This is a genomic window from Paenibacillus tuaregi, assembly GCF_900086655.1.
GTDB lineage: Bacteria > Bacillota > Bacilli > Paenibacillales > Paenibacillaceae > Fontibacillus > Fontibacillus tuaregi.
Window position 1 is genome coordinate 3,046,272 of sequence record NZ_LT575476.1, and the last position, 25,363, is coordinate 3,071,634.

Here is a 25,363-nt window from a genome sequence, read left to right on the forward strand (position 1 = left end):
TCCTTAGGCTCAGAATGTTGGTTCAGGCAAGCTTGTTTGCCGCAAGCACAGCGTGAATTTTTTGGCTTGCTCCGTTCTCGACCAGAGCACGTAGGATATTTGTATAATCTTCCGCCAAAGCCTGGACAGTTTCTTCACCGAAAAGACTTGTCGCATATTCCAGCGCAAAGCGGAATCCTCCGTCCCTCTCCGCCGCTTCAAGCGTCAAATCGAATTTGCTGACGCCCGGATCGAACTCCTTGGGTTCGAATTCAATGCCGCCTGAACGGTAAGCGACGCGATCGATATTTTGCAAAATAAACATCGTATCAAACAGCGGATTGCGGCTGCGGTCCTGTTCGATCCCGAGCTTTTGCACCAAATCCTCGAACGGATAATCCTGGTGCTCCAGCGCCCGCAGTACATCCTCATGCAGCTCGGACAAATAATCACCAACGGTCCGGTACGATTCCGGGAAGCTGCGAATCGCAACCGTATTAACGAACATCCCGATCAGCCCTTCCAGCTGCGCATGATTGCGGCCCGCTACCGGCGTGCCGACAATGATATCCTGAGCACCGCTCCATTTGCTCAGCAGCATCGAGTAAGCCCCGAGCAGCACCGTATACAGCGTCGTGCCGCGCTCACGCGCAAACGTCTTGATCTTGAGCGTCAGCTCCTCATCCAGCATGAAGTCGATCAGACCGCCATCAAAGCTTTGAAGCTCAGGCCTTGGCAAGGCCGATTGGAGCGCAAGCGTCGGCAGTTCCCCTTCAAACGCCTCCAGCCAGTAGCGCTCATGCTCCATGTAGGCCTCGCTGCCGATTCGTTCTTCCTGCCATACTGTGTAGTCCCGGTACTGGATATCCAGCTCCGGCAGCTCCCCGCCGCCGTATAGTGTGGTCAGTTCCTGCAGCAGAACGCTGACGGAGACACCGTCGGTAATAATATGATGAAGGTCCAGCAGCAGCAAATGGCGCTCCTCGCCAAGCGGAATCAGTCCGGCCCGGAACAGCGGCAGACTGCCGAGATCAAACGGGCGGATAAAGCGCTGCATCAGCGCACTGATACCGCCGAACAATCCAACGTCTCCTCCTTCCGCAAGCAGCTTGCCCGCCGCCATTCTCAGCTTGGCGCTGCGCTCCAGCGTAAATACCGGCTCCGCATGAACGCGCTGACGGAACTCGTCCTGCTCGTGATGGAACGTCGTTCTGAGCGATTCATGGCGGCGCATCATCGCAAGAAAAGCTTGCTCAAGCCGCTCCACATCAAGCTTGCCCTGCATATGCACGGCGAACGGCACATGGTACATCGTTGCCTCGTCCGAGATCAGCCTCATCATAAATTGGCGGCGCTGTGCCCTCGACATCGGGTAATGCTCGCGCTCCGGCTGCTTCGGAATGCTGACGGCTGCCACGGTTCCGCTGGTGTCCAGATGGGCCGCTAAACCTTCAAGTGTAGGATTCATAAAAATATCCCGCAGCGGCACTTGGATGCCAAAGCGTTCCGCAATGCGGCTGACCATGCCCGCCGCCTTAAGGGAATGTCCGCCCAGGTCGAAAAAGCTGTCCTTGGCGCTGATCGCATCCGTACCGAGCAGCTCCTTCCAAATCGCCGCCAGCTTGCGTTGGGTATCCGTTGACAGCGGAACAAGCTCGCGTTGACCGAGATCAGATGGTCCCGGCTTCGGCAGCGCCCTTCTGTCGATTTTACCCGTTGGCGTAAGCGGAATCGCATCCAGAACGAGCATGAAGGCTGGAATCATATACGAAGGCAGCTTGTCCCCAAGATATTCACGCAGCTGCTCGGTCAACTGGCCGGATGGAGCCTCTCCGCCTTGCTCCGCACCCGCTGCCGCGTCGTTATGCATGACGATATACGCGCAAAGCGCATATTCCTCATCCTCTTCCTGAAATGCGATGACGACCGTTTCCTTCACCTGCTCATGGCGAAGCAGCTGCTGCTCAATTTCACCGGTCTCAATCCGGTGGCCCCTGATTTTCACCTGGAAATCACGGCGTCCCGCATAAGCGAACTCCCCATTTTCAAGCCTGCGCCCAAGGTCGCCTGTGCGATACATGCGTTCATCCGGCGCATACGGATTCGGTACAAAAGCGGTATCCCACTCGGGATGGCTGAGATATCCACGCCCGACGCCCGGCCCACCAATGCAAATTTCGCCGGTTAGGCCTGTCGGCTGCAGCTTCAGCCCTTCGTCAAGCACCATCATGACGGAACCTTCGATCGGCGTGCCGATCGAAATGTCTTCACCCTCGGTCACTTCACGGATCGAGGTCCACACCGTCGTTTCTGTCGGACCGTACAAATTAAACAATCTGGCTCCGGTAGCGGCTCGCAGCCTGCCGAGCACATCGGGCGTTAGCGGCTCCGCCCCGATCATCAATATGCGCAGCTTTTGCAATCCGTCCGTTTCGCCCAGCTGATTCATCCACCATTTGAAACGCGACGGTGTAATTTGCAGCACATCGACGCCGTGCATATCGATCAGGCCTTGCAGCAAGGCGGCATCGCCCCGTTCCTCTTCGCTCGCAAGCACAATCCGCATACCCAGTGTGAGCGGAAGCAGATTTTCAACAACAAAAATATCAAAGGAGACCGACGCCATCGCCAGGATGCTCTGGCCCTTCTCAAACGGAAGCCGGTTTCGGAAGCCCCTGATGAAATGATCCAGCCCGCGATGCTCAATCATCACGCCTTTGGGACGTCCAGTCGAGCCCGACGTATACAGCACATACGCCAAATGGTCCGGCTTATGGCCAGGCTCCGGATTGCCTCTGTCTGCCGCATACAGCTGCGGATCGTCCAGATACCACTCGGCAGCGGCACTCGTTACAACTCCTGCATATTCTCTTTCCGTCAGCAGAAGCGCTTCACCGCAATCCTCAAGCATCCAGCCGATCCTCTCTTTCGGGTAAGCGGGATCTATTGCAACATAGGCGCCTCCGGCTTTCAGAACACCCAAAATAGCGACAAGCAGCAGGGGACTGCGGGATGCCATCAGCGCGACAATGCGCTCTGGCCCCACACCCTTCGCCCGCAAGGCATGAGCAAGCCGATTCGCGCGTTCATTCATCTCTGCATACGTCACCGACTCCGTGCCGAATTGAATCGCCACCGCATCCGGCGTACGCGCTGCCTGGCGTTCCACTTCCTGCACAAACCCTGTCCATTCCGTTGTTGCATGCACGGAAGCCGCTGCCGCATCTCCCTGCCAATCCGTGATGCCTTTCCCAGCTCGAATTTCCATGCTACCATTGCTCCCCTCTCTACTCGCGGCCTGCACCGGCCTGCTCCCTCCGGTTAACAGAGCCAGCAATTGCTCCCGCTCGCTTTCACTCATCAGCTCAAGCTCGCCAACCGTGCGATCCTGAGATCTGCACAACTCCCGCACGAGTACGATATAGCTCTCCGCCATGCGGCGCGCGGTTTCCTCATGAAACAAATCCGTGGCGTATTCCAGTTGAAGCTCGATTTCCACTTCCCGCTCCACCGCTTCCAGAGTCAGGTCGAACTTGCTTGTCCTAGTCTCAAATGGTATTTCGCCAAAGACGAGGCCGCCAGCTTCCATCACCGCCCGGTCCATATTTTGCAGGACAAACATAACGTCAAACAAAGGATTTCGGCTTCTGTCCGTATCAGCCTTCAGCTCTTCGACCAACTCCTCGAAAGGGTACGCCTGGCGCGAAAGCGCCCCTACGACATGGTCATGCAGCTCCGCTATATAGGTTCGTACTGTCTTGTCTCTTTCCGGCCTGATCCGCAGCGCCAGCGTGTTGACGAACATACCGATCAGCCCATGCGTATCAGCATGCTCCCTGCCGGCGGCGGGAGTGCCCACAATCACTTCGGCCTGCCCGCTGTATTTGGCCAGCATTGCGGCAAAAGCGCCCATCAGCACCGTATACAGCGTCGTCTTCGCTTCCCGCGCCAGCTTTCGCACCTCCGCAGTTGTCCGAGCGTCCAACCGGAACGAATGGCGGCGGCCCTTATAGCTCGGCACAGGCGGCCGCGGCCGGTCCGTCGGCAGCTCCAGAACAGCAAGCTTGCCTTCGAAGACCTCCATCCAGTACCGCTCATGCTCGGCATAAGCGGCATTTGCAGATTCGGCTTCCTGCCACACCGCATAATCGCTGTACTGCGCCCGCAGCTCCGGCAATGCGTGTCCGGCATACAGCTGCGACAGCTCATTCACCAGCAGGCCGGAGGAGACGCCGTCTGTAATAATGTGATGAACATCCAGCAGCAGCAGGTGATCATCCTCGTTCAGCCGCAGCAGTCCCGCCCGCAGCAGCGGCAGCTTGTCCAACTGGAACGGGCGCTGGAACACTTCCATCAACCTCGTCACCTCGCCACTGTCCGGCGGCGCTTCCCGCACCTCCTCGTCCGAGGTCATCAATGCAGGGTCCAGCACCTCAAGCTTGAAGGCATACGGCGGTTGAACCACTTGCCTGAACTCGTCCTTTATCATATGGAAGGTCGTCCGCAGATTTTCGTGGCGGTGGATCAGCGCCGTAAACGCATCTTCCAGCCGCTTAGCATCCAGCCTGCCCTGCAAACGGAGCGCGAACGGAACATGATACATCGTGGCGTCTCCAGCCAGCATTTGCATCATATATTGGCGGCGCTGAGCGCGCGACATCGGATACCACTCGCGCCGCTCCGCCTTTGGAATCGGCTCGGACACAGCAGCGGCGCCGTCCCGCTCCTTCAGCCAGGCAGCCATTTCCGCAATGGAGGCAAGCTCGAATATCAAACTAAGCGGAATCTGAACTCCCGTCTCCTGCTGCAGCTTGCCCGCCAGTATGGCAGCCTTCAAGGAGTGCCCGCCAAGCTCAAAGAAGTCGTCGTGAATGCCGATCGTCCCCGCCGTATCGCCCAACACTTCCTGCCAAATGGCGGCGACACGCTTTTCCATCTCGTCTCGCGGCAGCTCCGGCTCTCCTCGTTCCTGAAGCCCGGATTCCAGCTCCGTCAAGGCGCGCTTGTCCACTTTCCCGTTGGGCGTCAGCGGTATCTCATCAATCACCGCGATAAAGGCCGGAATCATCGCCTCCGGCAGCTTATCTCTCAGCTTTCTTCGCCATTCCCGTGAAGGGAGCTTGTCCGAAGCGACCACATATGCGCACAGCTCCTTGTCGCCGCTTGCCTGCTCGCGGACAACCACAACCGCATCCTCCACCTCGGGAAGGGAAATCAATTGCGAGCGAACCTCATTTATTTCAATCCGCACGCCCCTGATTTTCACCTGTTGATCGGCCCGGTCCACATACATCACGTTGCCGTCCGGCAGCCACTTTGCGATATCGCCGGTGCGATACATGAAGTGGCCCTCGCGGTACGGATGCGGCAAAAAGCGCTCGGCTGTCGTTTCCGGCTTGTTCACATAACCGTCCGAAAGGCCGCTTCCGGCAATATACAGCTCTCCAGACACACCCACAGGAGCAAGCTGGCCACCATAGCCAAATATATAAATTTCGACATTATGCATCGGCCCGCCAATCGGCACATAACCCCCGCGGTAAGCGCCCGGCTTGTATGTGTACATGTTGGAGCAAACCGTCGTCTCTGTCGGGCCATAGCCATTAATAATCCGAATCTCGGGATTGACCTTCGTATACAGCTCCAGTGTTTCATCTTTAATCGGCTCTACCCCAACGAGCATTTTGTCCAGCTTAATCGCGGAAGCCGATTGCTCCAGCAGCAGGGCAACCTCCTTCAGCAAAGACGGCGGCAAATAAGCGAATGTAATCTGCTCCTCCGCAATCACCTCGGCAATTCGCCGTGGATCAAGCAATCTCGGCTCCGGGTAAAGCACTGTGCAACCCCCGAACATAAGCGGCATAAACAGCTCTGCTACGCTGACGTCAAACGAAATATTGGTCAGGCTTAGGCATCTGTCTCCCTCGCCGTATTGTCCATCGAAAAACGTCCTGAGCGAATGTCCGAAGTTGTAAAAGCTGCGGTGCGGAACAATGACACCCTTTGGCTGACCGGTAGAACCGGAGGTATAAATGACATACATTGGATCGGCTGGGTCCTGCGGCGATGCGACAAAAGTATCGTCTCCACCGGAGAACAGCATCTCATCTGTTATGTCCAGCACCTGTAAGGAAGCTGGCAAGGCGTCCGTGGTTCCGGTACGCGCGATGTCCGCGAATACCAGCTCCGCCCCACTGTCCTTCAGCATATAGCGGATGCGCTCCTCGGGATAATGCGGATCTACAGGCATATAAGCGCCTCCGGCTTTCATGACGGCGAGCATGGCGGTCAGCATAGGGATCGAGCGCTCCACCATGATGCCGACTACGCTGCCGCGTCCCACCCCTTTGGCGCGCAAGGTTCGCGCCAGCTCATCGCTGCGGCGATCCAGCTCCCGATAGGTCATGGATTCACCGCCGCAAGATACAGCCGGGAGGCCCGGAACCGTTGCCGCCTGTTCTTTGAAGCAATCATGCAGACAGCGAGGCGGTGGAAAGTCCGTTTCGCGTTTCCCCAGCGCCAGCATGTGCACGCGCTCCTCCTCACTCAGCATCTCCGCTTCGCCGAGCGTGGCATCGGGACGAAGCGTCACGCTGCGCAGCAGCTGCACATAATGCCGCATGAACCGCTCGGCTGTCGTACGGCGAAACAAATCGGTATTATATTCCACGACAAGCCGCAATTCCGACCCATTCTCCACGGCTTGAATCATCAAGTCGTATTTGGCCGTGCCATGCTCAAAGCGCTGGTGGCGATACGACAACCCATCCGTTGAAGCGTTTGGAATACCCAGGTTTTGCATGATAAACATCGTGTCAAAAAGTGGACTCCGGCTGGCATCTCTTCTATCCATCCACTGCGCGATTTCCTCAAATGGAAAATCGGCGTGGGCGTAAGCCCCAGTTGCCATCTCTTTCACTTCAGACAAAAAAGCTCTAAACGGCTTGTCCGCGCTCGGATAAGCACGCAGCGCCAGCGTGCCGGTGAACATGCCCGCGATCGCTTCCAGCTCGCGCCTGTTCCGTCCCGCAATCGGCGTGCCGACGGCGATGTCTTCCGCCCCTGTATAGTGGGCAAGGAACGTGTAATACGCCGATAGCAGCACCATAAACGGTGTTGCGCCCGATTCGGCCGCGAGGCTGCGGACAGCCGCCACCAAATCGGCCCCGACGTACACGTCGAACGTTTCGCCGCGCGTGCCTTTGACGGACGAACGCGGGGCATCGGTCGGAAGCTCAAGCGTTGGCCAGTCGCCCCGGCATTGCTCGCGCCAATACCGTTCGTCGTCCCCGGAGAGCGGCCTGTTCATCTGCCATACCGCATAATCCTTGTATTGCAGCGGCAGAGGCGGCAGCGAACCTCCTTGATATAAAGTCATCAGGTCGGACAAAAGAATGCCTGCCGACATCCCGTCAGATGCAATATGATGCATATCGAGAAACAGTACATGACGCTCAGGTCCCAGCGTCAGCAATACTGCACGGAGCAGTGGAGCCGTGTCGAGCCTGAATGGCAGGAACAAGCTCTGCAGCACGCTGTCCATTTCCGCCTCATCGGCCTCTATGCGAATCAGGCGAAAAGGAATGTCAGCGTGGATGAGCTGCCTGATCTCTCCGTCGATGACGTGGAAGGTAGTGCGAAGCGTCTCGTGACGCTCTACAATGGCCTGAAGGGCGGCCTCCAGGCGGTCTCCATCGATAGCCCCGTCCAAGTGCAGCAATTCGGGCAAATTATAGCTGCGATCATCCGGCATCGCCTGCTGCTGCAAGTACATGCGTTTCTGCGGCGATGAAACCGGATAATGCTCTTGCGGGGCCGCCTTGCGAATCGGCTCCAGCTTATCGCCGGCCAAAGAGTCGGACGCCTGAACGTTCATCCGCCAGGCATGCCTGTGAGACGCTTCTGATCTGCCATTGCCACCAGTCGCCGCGCCGCTCTCCCTGAGCCGCCGCTCGATCAGCGCCGTGAAGGAAGGCAGATCCGCATGCCCGAGCAAATCCGCCACCTGAATGTGAATGCCCGCAAGCTCGCTGAGCCGGTTTACAATTTTGAGTGCAATGATCGAATCTCCGCCCAGCTCATAAAACCCGGCATTTGCAGGCAGCTCGTCATAACCGAGCAGCTCCCCCCAGACATCTGCGATATGCTGCTCCCATTCAAGGCCGGAGCGCTCCCCGGTTAACGCAACGCCGCAGCGGTTCTGCCCCGTCATCCCGCTGCTTCGCTCCAGCATGGCTTGCCATCTGGCAAACGTTTCATTCATTTCTTGCTGAAGCTCCTCAGGAGCATCTCCACCTAGCAAATATCCTCTTAAAGCTGGAAATGGCGTATGCAGCGCCGCCCCAGCAGTGTGCGCCTCCTGCACCCAGCAACGGTGAGCATCGAACGGATACGTCGGAAGCGGCAGCCTTTGTCGGCGTTGACCTAGATAGATCGCCTTCCAGTCGATCTCATATCCGTCCACATAACGTTGGCCTAGCTCAAGCGCTTCCATTTCTCGTTCGTTTGGACCGGGCTGCTGCCGCATATTCCCAACCGCTGCCGATTGGGCCGTCCCAAAGCGGACGTTCGGCAATGCAAGGCCGGTAAGACCGCTTTCGGCAGCGGCATGCAAGGTCTGGGCAAGCTCTTCCCAGCTGCTTGCCACAATCGCCAGGCGATACCGATGAGCTCCCCGGCCAACGGCTAAGGTGTAACAAAGGTCGGCCAGGCTGCGGTTCTCATCGCTTCGATGCTGCCAAGCCCAGTCCCGCATCTGCAGCACGAGCCGCTCCAGCGCCGTCATGCTGTGCGCGGACAAGCAGATCAGCTCTTCTTGATCCTTACGAACAGGTGGCCTCCCGGCGGGAGCCTCCTCCAGCACAACATGGCAATTCGTCCCGCTCATGCCGAACGCGCTTACTCCGCACCTTCTTACCCCGCCGTCTGTCTCCCATGGCGTCAATTCATCATTGACATAAACCGGCGAATCCACAAACGGAATGCTGCGGTTCGGCGAGAGGTAATGAAGCGTTGGTGGAAACTGCTTGTGAACAAGCGACAGAATCGCCTTGAGCAGCCCTGCAATGCCGGCAGCGTGATCGAGATGGCCGATATTTGTTTTCAGTGAGCCGATGGCGCAAAATTGCCGTTTATCGGTATATCTCCGGAAGGCTCGTGTCAGCCCATCGATTTCGATCGGGTCACCGAGCGGGGTTCCGGTTCCGTGCGCCTCTATATACGTCACCGTCTCGGGATCAATATCCGCATCCTGCCAGGCTCGTGCGATGACATCCTCCTGCGCGAGTGCATTCGGGGCGGTAATGCCAACAGAGCTGCCGTCCTGATTCATCGCACTGCCTTTGATGACGGCATAAATATGGTCGCCGTCCTCCTGTGCGCGGGACAACGGCTTCAGCAGCAGCGCAACCACACCATCGCCGATGCCTGTTCCGTCCGCCGAGTCGTCGAACGTTCTGGCCCGGTTATCGCTGGACTCGATGCCAAGCCGTATGCCGGTATCCAGCGGCAGCACGTTAATTTTAACGCTGCCGGCAATCGCCGCTTCGCATTCGCCGCTGCGGATGGATTGGCATGCCAGATGAACTGCTACCAGCGAGGAAGAGCAGGCCGTGTCCACGCTGATGGCCGGCCCACGCAAATTAAGCAAATATGAAATCCGGCTCGGTATCATGGAGCTCAAATTGCCGGGCGCCGCCATGGACAAGGCATCCGGGTCCAGCGTTTCGATGATTCGCTTGTAATCATGCAGCGCGTCCCCGTTATAGCCGATAAAGACGCCGGTGCGTGAACCATGCAGTGCATCCCCGCCGTACCCCGCATTCTCAAGTGCGCCCCAGGCCGTCTGCAGGAACAGGCGCTGTGCCGGACTCATCAGCGAGGCTTCCTTGGGCGAAAGCCGGAAAAAAGGATAGTCAAAGCCTGAAATGTCTTCGATATACGCCCCGTCAAAAAAGGAAACGGAGCCGTATTGCGCCTCCATGCGGCGTAAATACGGCTTCAATTCCTCCTTGCGGGACTCCGGAAACCCGCCAACTAGATCCTTGCCGCTTCGCAGCAGCTCCCAGAAGGCTTCGTGCGATTCCGCGCGCGGCAGCTTGGCGGATATCCCGATGATCGCTATATCCTTGAGGGAAACATTGGAGACAGAGCTCCCACTCCGCTCCTTCCGCCCGGACGTGTCTTTTTTGATATCGAGCAAATCCAGTTGAAACATAGCGCCCTTCCCTCCTAGCTAATAATAGAATCGCTGACAGCTAGTCCTTTTCCCAACCTTCCGCCGATCCCGCGCAGCAGCAGCAACACATGCGCCGCGATGCCAAGCCCGCTAATCAGGGCTAATAATCCAAGCGTACCGGACTGCCAACCGCCCGCCCACTGCAGCGTGATATATAAGGTGGCTGTGCTGCACACATGCGCCGCAAGCGACCCCCAAAGCGAATGCGAGCCGGCGCGAACGGCGCCGTAAACGATCGCGCCCAGACCCGCAAATGCGCCAACTGTCACATTCATAAATACCGCGCCGAACAATGCGGCCTGGAGAATAACTGTCCACAGAATCGAAAGACGTTGACTAAGCGTATGGAACAGCATCCCCCTGAACAGCCATTCCTCCAGCAAAGACCCCAGCAGCAAGCTTCCAAGCACAAAAATGATCAGGCTGCCGCCAGCAACGAAAGCGACCAGATCCGAAATGGCCGGGAAGTTCGTTTTTATCCACGGAAGACGGGTAAACGAGACAATAAACAAGCCCAGCCAGACACCCGTTCCTGCGGATAGCAGCAGTGATCCGCCGCGCACAGGAACAAAACCCAAATCCTTCAGCGAAATTTTTTGCCAGCGCAGCAGAGGAGAATAGATTGCAAGCACGATGATATTGGATACAATCATCACAATACCGGAATTTCCCGCTATCCAATCTTTCAGAACGGGATTGCCGATCCAGTTGTAGAGTGCCTGATTGACAAGCATCACAATCCCCGCATAAATAACCAAATATAAGACGGTATTTCCCGCTATTCGCAGTCCCTTCACGGCGTCGTCACCACCTTGGAGGACGGCGGCACGGAGACCGAAGAGCGATGCTTGACCGCAAGGAATATGCCAACCGCTATCATGGCGACCGCCACAGCCATTACGACAGACATAACGGTAACGTCCGTTGTCTCCGGCCCGTAATGCCAAAGCAAATACTGGCTGCCCTGACAGGCGACTTGCGCGGCAATCGGGGCCCAGATGGATTTAAACCAGACATACAAGAGTGCAAAAATAACCGCGCCAAGAAAACCATACAGCGACAGCGGAATGTCTCCAAGAAAGAACAATGCCCCATACAACACGCCCTGGATCACTATTGCGATCCAGACCGGGAGCACGCGTCTGAACGAATTCATCAGTATGCCTCTGAACAATGTCTCCTTGTAAATATTTCCGAGAATCAGGAAAACCAGAAATACATACCATTCCGCGCGGTTCAGGTAATCAAATAATTCGTGGAATTTGTACTTATCCGATGCAATGGCGGGAAGCCGGGAGAAAGCGACCGTAAACAGACCGGCTCCAAGCCCAATCCATAAAGCGATAGCCACCGATTTGCCGCCCATCACGCGGAACTTAGCCGCCTTAAACAGATTTTCTTTGAAAATAAACCTCCAGGCCAGCAGCATGAGCGGCAAACCCACTATATCGTTCAAAATAATGACAGTTACCGTGTTCTGCTCAAACCAGGTGCTTCTGGGGTAAACGTAATCAAAAAATAATTTCTGTGCAGCAAGAAACCATGCAAAATACAAACCGATAACAACGGCCACGCGAGCCAGCATCATTCCCCATGCCTTCATGCGATCATACCCCCTTGTGTGCTGCGGGCGACCCGTCAGCCAACAGCGCTTGACTGGCGCGTGCACCGATGCCGCCATTGCCTGAGGTCCGCCATACATAAACGGAACCTCCAATCAACGCAGCCAGACAAAGCGCTGTAATAACATACAGTGAAACATCGCCCAGCTTGTCAAACCATTCGTAGAACCCGATGTATTTAAAAAGAAAGATGGTGCCCATGGCCGTATTCTGTACCAGAATAGGCGCCCACAGTGACCCGGTGCGCAAATACAGCGCCCCGTAAATCAGGCCCGAACCGATGCTGATGACCGAAAGCGCCGCACTCGGCTGGAAGTAGGCGTATGCCCCGGCTTGCAGCACCAAGGCCGCATATACCGGCATAACCCTGCGAAGCTCACTAAAAATGAGTCCCCTGAACAATATTTCTTCAAATGCCGGCCCGATCAAACCAGCGCCCAGAATAACGTACCAAATCGAATCCCCCTTGATCAGATCGTCTACAAGTGCGGGAATGGATGGAAACTGCCGGGCAATATCGTCAATGACGATAAGGCCAATGCTGAACAAACTCCCGGCTAGACCCAGACCAATCATGAGCAGGACGCGCGAGGCGCTCAGCCGTCTGAAGCCCGATGCCCGGAAGAGACTTTTTTCCGCATGGGGCCAGATCCATCCTTTGATGCGAAAGATAAGCATGTACACAAGCGTAATCAGCGTGAACAGAACAACCATAAACATGGCTGGGTTGTGATCCAGAAACTTGGCGAAGGAAAGCGTCGCTTCGTAATTGTAAGTAGAGCGAAGCAGGTAGAGCAGCGCGTAAAAGACCCCGAGATAAAGCGCGATATTTCCTATCATGGTCAACACTTTTTTCACAGGAAAGCTCCTTTCTTCCTTCTGTCAGATGTATTCCCAGGGTCAGGCTCAGCCCCGTTTGGCCCAAACTAAGCCCCCGTGTCTGCCCTTTCGGCGGCGGCACGATACTGCTCGACCACCCTCTGCATCAGCTCCAGGTAGGTGGAGGCCCAATCCATCACCGCCTCCTTGTCGAAGCGGCGGGCATTGTACGTCCATCCCCCGCGAAGCTCTGGCCCTTCCGCTTCGCTTAGTGCGGCAGCGCCATCCATATACAGCACAATATCAAACCGTTCCAATAGCATTTCACGATCCTTATATCCATGCTGCGCTGCTCCTGCAAACAGCGGGAACAAGGCAAATCCGGCTTCGGTTTGCGGCTGCTTTTTGATTTGACGAGCGGTGTAACATTCTCCTGTGCTCACCCGTTTGGCCGCATGCCGCAGCAGTGTATCGAAATCACGTACCTCCGTAAAGTCGATTTGCTTAGGGGCAATCAGCCCATTGTCCGTCATTGCCGGAAGCACAAGCTGATCCATACCGGACTCGCCGCGCCAGAAGATTAGATATACAGCATACGCCACGGCTTCAATTGTCACCGAGCAGGATGCCGCAAGTTCCGCAAGCCCTTCGGCAACCGCCCTGTCCAGTTCGAATTGAACGAAACCGATACGCTCCGCGGCATAGCCCTTACTGACGCAGTCGTCCGCCACCGGCAGACCGCTCCAGCTCCAGCTCGCAAGCTCGCGATTTCTCGACTCCAGATAAGCCGCCAGCGATGCGATCGTCGGATAAGTGAACAAATCCGTGACGCCAAGAGCGCCGGGATACAACTCCTCCAGCCGTTGATGCACCCGCACCAGCAGCAGCGATTCTCCCCCAACATCGAAAAAACGATGATGGACGCCGAAGTCGTTCCTTTGCAGAATTTCGCGCCATACGGCGGCAATCGCAAGTTCCATATCGCTGGCCGCTTCGACAAATGGAGTGTCGGTACCCGCCGCCATCTCCGGCTTCGGCAGCATCTTCCGGTCAATTTTTCCGTTTGGAGACAGAGGCATGGCTGGCAGTTCCACCACGACCTGCGGAACCATGTAATCTGGAAGGCGGAGCGCTGCATAATCCCGCAATTCCTGATGATCCGCAGGTCCGGAGCAAACGATGTACGCGCATAAATATTCGCTTCCGCTTGCGGCTTCCCGCTTCATGACCACCGCTTCCGAAACCGCCGGATGACCGAGCAGCACATACTCGATTTCCCCACATTCGATGCGCTGGCCCCTTATTTTTACCTGATGGTCGATGCGGCCCAAATATTCGATCGTTCCGTCAGGCAGCCATCTGGCAAGGTCTCCTGTCCGATATATCCGACTACCTTCCGCAAACGGATTAGCAACGAACTTTTCCTCCGTCAAATCCGGCCGGCCGATATACCCCCGAGCCAAGCCAACGCCGGAGATGCATAGTTCCCCCGCAATGCCAACAGGCTGGAGCTTCATCACTTCGTTCACGATATAAAGTGAGGTATTATCGATCGGCCTGCCAATCGGCACGTTGACTGAAGTATCGTTAATCGTAAAATCATCGTCAGAACAATCGTAATAGGAAACGTCAACCGTCGCCTCGGTCGGGCCGTACAAGTTCACTAACCTGACATCGAATGGTACTCCAATCCGCTCGCGGAACCGCCGTATTTGATCCCAAGTCAGCGCTTCGCCGCTGGCGAACACATGCCTCAGACTCTCCAGCCTGGCTTCGCCGCGCTGCAAGCCGGGATGCTCCAGAAACAGGTGCAGCATCGACGGCACGAAATGCATTGTCGTTACGCCATGCCGGGCGATCGTATCCATCATAAGCACGGGGTCCTTCTCGCCGCCCGGAGGCAGCAGCACAAGCTTGGCTCCCGCAAAGCTCCACCAGATCAGCTCCCAGACCGATACGTCGAAGGTAATCGGCGTCTTCTGCATAATGACTCCGTTTGCGTCCAGTCCGTACTGCTTCTGCATCCAGCCGATCCGGTTGACAACAGAATGATGCTCGATCATGACGCCTTTCGGCTGGCCGGTCGATCCCGAAGTATACAGCACATAAGCAAGCGAACTTGAATCATGCAGCTTCTTTACAGGAAAGTCGTCCTGCTCCTGTGCCAGCGTCTCTTCCACATCAAGACATGGCAGGAACGTCTCCAGCTCTTCTCGAGCCCTGCCTTTCGTCAAGGCAAGCTTGGCTCCGGAATTGTCCAGCATGTAGCGGATTCGTTCCGCCGGTAAGCCTGGCGTAACAGGTACATAAGCTCCGCCCGCCTTCAGCACGCCAAAGATTGCAATCATCATCTCCAGGCTTCGATCCATCACTACGGCTACGCGCTCCTCGCGCTTGACGCCCTGCTTTCTGAGCGCCTGCGCCAGCCGGTTCGATCTCCGGTTGAATTCCGCATACGTCAACGCTCCGTCCTCCGATACAACCGCAACGGCCTGTGGCGTTTCCATCGCTTGTCTTTCGAGGTAAACCTCTACCGTATCACCGCTTGCATATGGCGCAGCCGTGCGATTGAACGCCTCGCTCTGCTCCTTCGCTTCCCTAGCGCCTAGCAGCCCGATTCCTCCAAGCGGCCGTTCCGGCTCGGCCAGGGCAAGGCTGATAATGCGGAAATACCATTTTGCCATTCTGCGTATGCTGTCTTCTTTAAACAGTGCGGTCGCATATTCGATCGTCAAAGCTGCGCCCCTGGCCCCCTGATCCGCAATCTCAAACGTCAAGTCCAGCTTCGATACGCGATTGTCCGGCACTTGCACTTCGAATTGCAAAGCGTCCGCCGCCGCTTGTCCAGCCTCCATATGCTGCATAACAAACAACGTGTCAAACAGCGGATTGCGGCTCAGGTCGCGCGGCACATCCAGCAGCGTCACCATATGCTCAAATGGGAGCAAGCCATTGTCCAGCGCGGCAAGCGCAGCTTCTTTGATCTGCTGGGCGAACGCTCTGAACGAGAGCTCGCTGGATGGCTGGCTGCGAATCGGCAGCGTATTGACAAACATGCCGACCAGGGACTCGGTTGCGGGATGGAAGCGGCCGGCAACCGGCGTGCCAACGATAAGATCGTCTTGCCCGGTCATCAGATGCAGTAATGTATGGTAGGCGGCAAGCCAAATATGGAATGGCGTAACGCCCCATTGATCTGCCGCCGCAGCAGTCTCTTCGGCAAGCTCCGCCGGAATCGGCACCGTAAGCTTGGCGCCTTCAAAGCTTTGTTCTGGCGGACGCGGATAATCGGTCGGCAGCTGCAGCACAGGAAGTGTACCTGCCAGCTGGAATGCCCAGTATTGCTCTTGGTGCTCTCTCGCCTCCGATGCCATCCACTCCTGCTGCCAAACGGCGGCATCCTTATAGTGAATTTGCAGCGGCTGCAAGAAGCCGCCCCGATACAGCTGCTCGAAATCGCGTGCCAGCACATTCATGGACACGCCGTCGGCGACGATGTGGTGAATGTCCAGCAGGAGTGTATGCCTGCTTTCACCATCTGTTGCAAGAAACGCCCGGATTAACGGGGCCTGTCGCAAATCGAATGGACGGACGACAGCGCGCGCAAATGTATTCAAGTCCTCTGCATCCATCAAGGGATGCACGGCGAGTTCAAACGGGACCCGCTCATGGACATACTGCACCGGCTTGCCGTCTGCCCAGTCAAAGCTGGTGCGCAGCGGTTCATGGCGGTCAATCAGCCCTTGAATCGCCCTGCGAAGCCTGGTCTGATCAAGCTGACCCGTCAGGTTCAGAGCGAGCGGAAGATTGTAGGCCGTGCTGCCCGGGTAAAGCTGCTGCAGCACAAACAGTCTGTTCTGTGCGAGCGACAATGGATAGAACGGCCGACTTTCCGCCGGGGAAATAATTGCGGCCCGCTTGGGGGACGCACTGTCGATACGGGCCGCCATTTCCCGCAGCAGAGGGGCGCCAAACACATCCTTCATCGCAAACGCCGTTCCATAACGCTGCTCGATCAAGCCTGCAAGCTGCGCGGCGCGCAAGGAATGGCCGCCCAACTGGAAGAAATGGGCTTCTCTCCCGATCGCCGCCGGGTTGTCCAGCCCGCTTGCACCCAGACCGAGCACCTCCCGCCACAGCTCAGCCAGCTGCTGCTCCGTTGCTGTAGCCGGTGCCTCGCCGCAAGCCGCCAGTTCAGCGAACCGGGGCTGTGGCAGGCGGCTGCGGTCGGCTTTGCCGCTCGGGCTCAGCGGGAGCGCCTCCATGGCAACAAAATGCGCAGGAATCATATACTCTGGCAGCAATTCCTTAAGTGCGGCCCGAAGGCTCGCTTCCTTCGGCGCATTCCCGTCCGCTGTCACAAGATATGCGCAAAGAGCCGCTTCTCCCGCAGGGTTCGTCACCGTCGTGACCACGGCATCGCGGACTTCTGATTGCAAGAGCAGCGCATGCTCGATCTCGCCGCATTCGATGCGAAGACCACGCAGCTTGACCTGGTGGTCAAAGCGCCCCAAATATTCAATATTGCCGTCCGGCATCCACCTTGCAAGGTCCCCGGTACGGTACAGCTTCTCTCCCTGGACAAACGGATTCGGAACAAAGCTTTGCTCCGTCAAGTCCGGCCTGCTGTGATATCCGCGGGCAAGACCAATACCCGCAATGCACAGCTCACCGGCCACACCGATAGGCTGGGGTCTCATTCGCTCGTCCACAATGTAGAGCCGGGTGTTATGGATTGGCTTGCCAATCGGAATCGTACCTGCATGAGCAGCCGGGCAATCGTAATAGCTGACATCGACCGTTGCTTCCGTCGGGCCGTAAAGGTTGATGAGCCGGCACTTGCCGCCGCGCTCCATCAAGCTGTAAAAACCTGCGACATGCGCGGGCTTGAGCGCTTCGCCGCTCGAAAATACGTATCGCAGGGAACAAAGCTCGCCGCTTCTGCCGCTGTCCGCCGCATAGGGCACAAAGATGCCCAGCATGGAAGGCACAAAATGCATAACTGTAATCCCCTGCTCCTCTATCGTGCGCAGCATGGTGGGCGGTTCCTTCTCCCCGCCAGGCTCCAGCAAATAAAGCGAAGCGCCAGCCAAGCTCCACCAGAACAGCTCCCACACAGAAACGTCAAACGTAATCGGCGTTTTTTGTAAAATAACATCGCGTTCATTCAGCGGATAAGCCGTCTGCATCCAGTTCAGCCGGTTGATCACCGCGCGGTGTTCAACCATTACGCCTTTCGGTTTGCCGGTGGAGCCTGACGTGTAAATGACGTATGCCAAATGCTCAGGGCCTGCCTGAGGTGACAGGTCCGTGTCTTCTTCGGCTTTCGGCTGCTCCAATGCGGCCGCAGCTGCCGCAAGCGCGTCCAGATCGAGCGTTTCTCCCTGGAAGACCGGAAGTGTATCCATCCACTTGGCCCCCGCCAGGAGCAGCCTGGCCCCGCTATCCTCCAGAATGGCGCGGATTCGCTCAGGCGGATGCTCCGGGTCGATCGGCAAATAGGCCCCTCCCGCCTTGAGCACCGCCATGATCGCAATCATCATGGATAACGAGCGCTGAGCGGCAATCGGCACTATTGTTTCGACCGCAACCCCCTTGCCTCTTAGCACGGAAGCCACACGTTCGGCGCGATCATTCAGCTCTCCGTACGTCAGCGAGCCTTCGGCTGACCGAACCGCCGTCTTATCCGGCCATCGCCGGGCCGACTCGGCAAACCATCCATGAATCGTCTTCTCCGCAGGGTAGGGATATACCGTATCATTCCATGCGTCAATGGCGGCTACTTCAGCAGGCGTTGTCATGGAGACATCGCCACAGATCAGACCTGGGCTGGCAGCCGTTTGTTCCAAAATGTAAAGCAGCCGTGCCCCGAGCCGCTCCATCGTCCCTTTATGGAACAATCCCGTATTATACTCCAGCTCCGCCCGCAGACCGCCTTCGCCATCGCTATACAGATCGAGCTTGAAGTCCAGCTTGGATGTTCCGTGGCTGAAAGGCAAGAGCTCCATGTTCCAACCGTCGCCGCGCACTGCCAACTTCTCGTCTTCAAACTGGTTGTGAACGATCAACATCGTATCAAACAGCGGGTTGCGGGACGGATCATGCGGATACCCTGCCTCTTCCATCATGTGTTCGAAGCTGACATCGCCATGCTCGTATGCGGCAAGCAAACGCTCATGGGTCTCACCGACAAACGCAAGGATTGGCAGCTCGTCCGCCACCCGCATCCGAATCGGCAGAAACTGGTTGAACATCCCGATCATCCGGACCGTGTCCGGATGCGTCCGGCCTGCCGCCAAAGAACCGATTGCAAATTCCGACTGATGCGTAGTTCCTTTAAGCAGCAGCGCGTAAGCCGCAAAAAGCAGGCTGTTCATGCTTGCTCCAGCACTTGCGGCCGTCTCTTTCAGCCGTGCCGTGAGCGGCGCCGGAATGTGGAAGATATGCGTATCGCCCGCAAAAGTCTGACGGTCGCCGCGCGGCCGATCCAGCGGCATATCAAGCGGCGCCGGCAGTTCTGCAAGCAGCTCTTTCCAAAACGACCGGCTTGTCAAGGCCCGCTCTGAGCCAGACTGCCGCTCCTGCCAAACAGCATAATCCTTGTAATGCAGTGCCAGAGGCTCAAGTTCCGCGCCGTCGATCAAAGCGGTCAGCTCCTCCAGCAGCAGCTTGACGGATATGCCGTCCGCCGCGATGTGATGGATGCCCAGCAGCAGATAGGCCTCTGCTCCTTGTGATTCAGGCCGGCAGTAACACGCGGCAAGCAGCGGCGCTGCGGCAAGCTCAAGTGGCCGGAAAAACCTGGATATACATTCCTGCAGCGGCGTATCTGTAAGCTCCGCCGTTTGTAGAACAAAGGCGGCCGAATCGTGCACGATCTGGGCCGGAACACCGCCGATCCAATGATAGGAGGTCCGCAGCGGCTCATGCCGTTCGATCAACTTCCGAAGCGCTGACCCGATTTGGGTCTCATCCACCACACCTGAGAGTTTAAGCGTAAGCGGAATATGGTAGGTTAGTCCGATGTCAGCCAATCCTTCCGCCAAGAACATGCGCCGCTGCTGCGGACTGAGCGGATAGGATGCAGCTTTTGGAGCCTCTGCAACAGGTTCGTAGGCTTCCTTCGCAGCCCTGTCGATCCAGGCCGCCTGCTCTCTGACGGTCGGCAGCTTGAAAATTTCCTGAAGCGGCATGCGCACCCGGCAAATTTTGTAGATTGCCGAGGTCAATACGGCCGCCTTCAGGGAATGGCCGCCATGTTCGAAGAAGTGGTCAAGCACACCAACCTGCTGCACATGAAGCACATCTTGCCACAACCCTGCGACAAGGATCTCCGTATCTGTGGCGGGTGCTTCATATTGGATCGTGCGCTCTGGCGCAGGCAGACGTTTTTTGTCCACCTTGCCGTTTGCGTTCAGCGGCAGCTTCGTGAGCTGCACAAACGCGGCGGGAATCATAAATGCCGGCAGCTTGCCTCTCAGTTGGCCCCGAACACTGGCATGTGCATCGGCATGCTCCGCAACGATATAAGCGCATAGATAAGGCGCGCCGTCATTCTCGATCAGCGCCACATACGCTTCCTTAACGCCCGCGCAATCCAGCAGCCTGCTTTCGATTTCGCCCAATTCAATCCGGTAACCCCGCAGCTTGACCTGGTTGTCGATCCGGTCCAGAAACTCCAAATTTCCGTCAGGCAAGCGGCGCACCAAGTCGCCGGTTCTATAGACGGTTTCGCCTTCCCGGAACGGATGCGGCCGAAACTTCGAAGCGGTCTGCTCCGGCAAATTCACATAGCCGGATGCGACACCATCACCCGCAATCCACAGCTCGCCCGGAACCCAATCCGGCTGCAGTCGGCCCTGCTCATTCAGCACCAGTGTTTCCGAACACGCGATTGGAGCACCGATCGGCACGCTGGCCGTTCCTTGTCCGTCCCATGTCTCAGTGACCCTATAACTGGTAGCGAACACCGTTGTTTCCGTAGGGCCATAGACATGCAGCAGCACGCCCGGTCCAAGCGCGCGGAGCGCTTTGCGAATGTGCGGCACAGAAGCCCGCTCTCCGCCAAATAAAATATGGCGCAAGCCGCGAAGCGACTCCAGTCCATGATCCACCAGCGTATTAAACAGCGCCGTTGTCACAAAGAATACGGTAATGCCTCTATCCTCAATCAGCTCTGTCAGCCGCACTACGTCGGCAACCTCTTCCTCACCGACCAGCGTCAGCTTCGCGCCATTCAATAGCGCTCCGTACAAATCGAACGTTGAGCCGTCAAAGGCATAGTTGGAAAGCTGCAGCAGCGCGTCATTTTCCGAAATGCTGACATAATCGGTATGGACGGCAATCCGGGACACATTGCGATGCGAGGTCATAATCCCTTTCGGCTTGCCCGTCGAACCGGATGTATACATGATATAAGCGAGATCGTCCGCCGAGCCGTTGATATCCAGATCATGGTCAGGCTCGCCGGTCCATCTCGTATCGAGTTCGTCTATATCGACAACATCTATATGGGCGAAATCTAATCCCCCTCCGGCAAGCCGGGTGCTCATTTCCATCGTTGCAGCCGCAGCCACGATCGTCTTCGCTTCTGTATCCTGGAGCATAAACAAGATCCGCTCTTCGGGATACTGCGGGTCGATCGGCACATAGACCGCTCCTGCCTTCAGCACAGCTAATATCGCCACAATCATGTCGGGCGAGCGCCGCAGCATCAGTGCCACCTTCGCCCCCGATGCGACGCCGCGCCGTGCAAGCACGCGCGCGAACCGGTTGGCACGTTCGTTGAGCTCGCTGTAGATATACGCCCGCTTGCCCATTTCAACGGCAATCTTCTGCGGTGTCTTTACCACTTGCCGTTCAAACAGCCTGTGCAGCGACAGCTTCTGCGGCGGGGCGGCGAATGAACAGCCAACCCGGAGCAGCCGTTCCCGTTCTTCAGCATCAACAGGATCAAGCTCGCCAAGCACCGCATGGGGCTTCCCGGCTACTTTCCTGGCCAGCGCTATATAATGCCGGGCCAGTTGAGCGGCGGCCCGCTCATCGTACAAATCCAGTGCATACTCCAGTGCAAATGCGATACTAACCCCGTTATCCACACACTCCCAAGTCAGGTCGAACTTGGCCGAACCGCTGTCCATCGCTTGGGGTGTATAAACAACCTCCTTGTTCCTCCATTCGGGCAGCTCCATATTTTGCAGCGTAAACACTGTATCGAACAGCGGATTCCGCCCGTTTTCCCGTTTCACATTCGCCAGCTCGGCTATTACCTCATAAGGCACATCCCCGCTGCCAACAGCCGACAGCGTCTCTCCATTGACTATCTTCAGCCAATCATCGAAGCGCAAACTGCTTTGCCCGCGCAGGCGGATCGGAATCATGTTCACGAACATTCCGACTACGCTTTGCAGCTCCGGCCTCACCCGTCTAGCGGATGCCGTGCCGACAACGATGTCGGAATCGCCCGTATATTTCGCAAGCAGCGTATAATAAATCGAAAGCAGAACAGTGTATAGGGTTACGCCCTCGCGTCTAGCCAATGCCCGCAGTGATCCGACAAGCTCCGGCTCCAGCTCGAAACGCTCAATTGCCCCGCGATAGCTTGGCGTCTGCGGTCTTGGACGGATAGACGGAAGCGCCGGAGACGGCACGCCATCCCGAAAGATTTCCCGCCAATACAGCTTCTGATGCTCCAGCCAGCCGCCGCTGCTTCCGCCCAATTCCTCCCACAGTGCTATATCCCCTCCATGAATGGGCAACGGCTCCAACGCGTACCCCTCATAAAGCCTCGTAAGATCAGACATCAAAATGCCCATCGACGTTCCATCCGTAATGATATGATGCATATCCAGCAGCAGCACGCTTGACTCGCGCCCCAGCTGCACAAGTTCCATACGCAGCAGCGGCGCTTGCTCCAGCCGAAACGGCTGCAGGAACCTGCGCTGCCGCAGCCCCAACTCATCCGCCAGCCAGCCGCTTCCATCAACGACAGCAAGCGGCGGCTCGACTGCCCGCTCGATGCGCTGCATCACATGGCCATCTTCCATATAAAAAGACGTCCGCAGCGCGGGGTGCCTCTGTATAAGCGACCGCCATGCCGCGCGGAATCGTTCAATATCGAGCGGGCCCTTCACCTGGACCGCAAATGGCAGATGGTAGTTTAGCAGCCCCGGATTCAGCTGTTCCAAAATGAACAGCCGCTTTTGCGCCGAGGTCGCTGGATAAACTGTCTGCTCCTCTGCTTTGGCTACTGGCGGAGGGACGACAGCTGCAGTTCCATCGTCTTTCTGCGCCTTTTGCTCCAGCAAAGCGGCCAGCGAACTGACCGTATCATGCAAAAACAGCTCGGTAAGCGTAAGCTCTATGCCAAACGCCTCTTGAAGTCTAGCGGCAGCATAAGCTGCCTTGAGCGAATTGCCTCCGTGCTCAAGAAATCCGTCCTTCCGGCCAATGTGATCCTTTTTCAACACCTCGCGCCAGATGGACATAATCCGCTGCTCCGCCACCGTTGCCGGCTCCAAGCCGGCATCCCCGTTCAAGATATCGTCGCTTTCCACAGCACGCTGCTCCAAAGTGGCTGCCGTTTCAAGTTCCGTCAGCTCGGCAAGCGCTTCAGCAAACTCGCCTTCGCGCAGCGCATCCGCCAATACGTAGCGCTGAATTTTGCCCGAGGTTGTCTTCGGAATTCGCCGAACAGGCACAACATAAGCAACGTCCAGACCGGCCGATCTATTCAGCAGCTTTTTCACCTCGGCCATCAACGGTATAAATCCGCCGATCTTGCCGCGATGCTGAATAAAAACGGCAATCGCATCCCGTTTAGCCGTCTCATCCTGAACAGCGGCAATCGCCGTTTTCCCGATTTCCGCCCCTTTCAGGCTGCTGATCAATGCCTCCAGGTCATGCGGATACACATTTTGCCCATTGACGAAAATAACGTCCTTCATACGGCCAGTCACATATAAACGCCCTTCCAGCAAGAAACCCAAATCTCCCGTATTCAGCCAGCCGTCCGGGGAAATCGTCACCTTGTTTACATCAGGCCGGTTATAATAGCCGCTTGTAACGTTACGGCCTCTAATATGAATCAAGCCGATGCTGCCTGACGCCGAAGGAGTCCCCGCTTCGTCACAAATGCGCACCTCGCACTCTTGTACAGGGAAACCCAGCTCGACGACCTCGATTGCAGTTGGATCCCCGTGCGCGGCCATTCGTACAGGCTGTCCGACAGCGAGCGACCTACGCTCAAGCAGAGCGGTATTCAGGTGATCTTCCGTCCCTGGGAACGTCACGGCCAGACTTGCTTCCGCAAGCCCGTATACCGGGAAAATGCAATTTCCCTTTAACCCGTACGGCTTCATCGCCTCCAGAAAATCGCGGCAATGGACGGCTGATATCGGTTCGGCCCCGTTAAAGATCAGCCTGACGCAGGACAAATCCCAGCCGTCCGCTCCCTCCGGCTTCCAATGCTGTAGAAAATGCACATAACCGAAATTGGGTGAAGAGAGGCAGGTCACCCGATGTTTATGCGTTAATTCCAGCCATTTCATCGGATGAAGCACAAACGTCGAGGTCGGCAGGTGCAGCTGATTCATTCCGCAAAACAGGGGTGAAAGATGGAAACCAATGAGTCCCATATCATGCGTCAGCGGCAGCCAGCTAAGCGAAGAGTCCTGCTCCGTTGACTGAGCCCCATGAATTATGGCGTGCATATTCGATAGAAGATTGCCGTGCGTCAGCACGACCCCCTTCGGGTCTCCGGTAGAGCCCGACGTAAACTGAATAAATGCGGTGTCCGACTCGGCTGCGTCATAAGGCTCAGCCTCGGGCCGGCCTGCATCCGCTGCCGCTGCAAGTATCTCCGCAATCCGTAGGCTGCTGGACTCGAGCTGAGCCAGCACCTCCTCCTCCCCGTGTTTCAAAGCGTAGCTTTGAATTCCCGGCCAAAGCTCTTCATCGCAGAGCAATGTTGGCGCTTCCAATTGCTTGCATACCTGGATCAACTTTTTGCGTCCTTCGTCCGTACGCGCCGCGGTCACAGGTACGGGAACAATGCCGCCAAGTACGCAAGCCCAGAACAGAAGGATAAACCGTTCGTTATCCTCCGTCTGCATAACGGCAAAGCCGCCTGGTCCAAGGCCACGCTCGTGCAGCAGATGGAGCGCCCTTCCGGCCCGTGCAAGTAATTGGCCGTACGACAAATAGCGCTCCTGATTGCTTTCGCAGAATAAGATTCCCGCATCGCTTTCCTTACGTGCCAGCAATACACCGGACAAATTACGGATGGTTCTCATCGTCGGCAGCCCTCCGTTCTGTGTTTTATCACACCGTTGTGGAATGCAGTTCTTGATAATCCTCCGTTACGATACGATTATGCTCGTCCACAATGACGACATGCGGACGATACGTGCGGGCTAATGATTCTTCCATCATCGCGTAAGAAATAATAATGACGCGGTCGCCCGGCTGCACCATTCTTGCAGCGGCACCGTTCAAGCAAACCACACCCGAGCCTCTAGGGCCCGTTATGACATACGTCTCCAGTCTGGCTCCGTTATTTATATTGACCACTTGCACTTTCTCGTTCTCCAGGATGTCCGATGCATCCAAAATATCCTGATCAATGGTTATGCTTCCTACGTAATTCAAATTGGCCTCTGTCACGACAGCACGGTGAATTTTGGACTTATGCATCTCTCTAAACATG

General features: G+C 56.7%; 6 protein-coding genes. All 6 read right to left on the reverse strand.

Features of this window, described 5'->3' with window-relative positions:
- Nucleotides 1–22 precede the first annotated feature (22 nt).
- The 6 genes from BN6628_RS13760 to panD all read right to left on the reverse strand — a co-directional run bounded on the left by BN6628_RS13760 (nt 23) and on the right by panD (nt 25,362).
- Nucleotides 23–10,195: a non-ribosomal peptide synthetase gene (locus tag BN6628_RS13760; protein WP_068618326.1), complete on the reverse strand. Its 10,173-nt coding sequence runs from the start codon at nt 10,193–10,195 to the stop codon at nt 23–25.
- Between the two features lie 14 nt (nt 10,196–10,209).
- On the reverse strand, nt 10,210–11,013 hold the full coding sequence (locus BN6628_RS13765; protein WP_068618328.1) for a CPBP family intramembrane glutamic endopeptidase: 804 nt from the start codon (nt 11,011–11,013) through the stop codon (nt 10,210–10,212).
- The gene (locus tag BN6628_RS13770) at nt 11,010–11,819 is read right to left on the reverse strand and encodes a CPBP family intramembrane glutamic endopeptidase (RefSeq protein ID WP_068618330.1); all 810 of its coding nucleotides are present in this window, start codon (nt 11,817–11,819) and stop codon (nt 11,010–11,012) included. The genes BN6628_RS13765 and BN6628_RS13770 overlap by 4 nt, the downstream gene beginning before the upstream one ends.
- Before the next feature lie 4 nt (nt 11,820–11,823).
- Entirely contained in the window at nt 11,824–12,696 is an 873-nt protein-coding gene (locus tag BN6628_RS13775) for a CPBP family intramembrane glutamic endopeptidase (protein ID WP_068618332.1), read from the reverse strand.
- Nucleotides 12,697–12,764: 68 nt separating this feature from the next.
- The gene (locus BN6628_RS13780; RefSeq protein ID WP_068618333.1) at nt 12,765–24,950 is read right to left on the reverse strand and encodes a non-ribosomal peptide synthetase; all 12,186 of its coding nucleotides are present in this window, start codon (nt 24,948–24,950) and stop codon (nt 12,765–12,767) included.
- A 28-nt stretch (nt 24,951–24,978) separates the two neighbouring features.
- Nucleotides 24,979–25,362, reverse strand: a complete 384-nt coding sequence (panD, locus tag BN6628_RS13785; protein ID WP_068618335.1) for an aspartate 1-decarboxylase — start codon at nt 25,360–25,362, stop codon at nt 24,979–24,981.
- Nucleotide 25,363 lies beyond the last annotated feature (1 nt).

Excerpts from the sequence above, each read along its gene's own strand:
- BN6628_RS13780 (WP_068618333.1), bottom strand. The coding sequence starts at position 24,950 with ATGAGAACCATCCGTAATTTGTCCGGTGTATTGCTGGCACGTAAGGAA.
- BN6628_RS13770 (WP_068618330.1), bottom strand. The coding sequence starts at position 11,819 with ATGAAGGCATGGGGAATGATGCTGGCTCGCGTGGCCGTTGTTATCGGT.
- panD (WP_068618335.1), bottom strand. The coding sequence starts at position 25,362 with ATGTTTAGAGAGATGCATAAGTCCAAAATTCACCGTGCTGTCGTGACA.
- BN6628_RS13760 (WP_068618326.1), bottom strand. The coding sequence starts at position 10,195 with ATGTTTCAACTGGATTTGCTCGATATCAAAAAAGACACGTCCGGGCGG.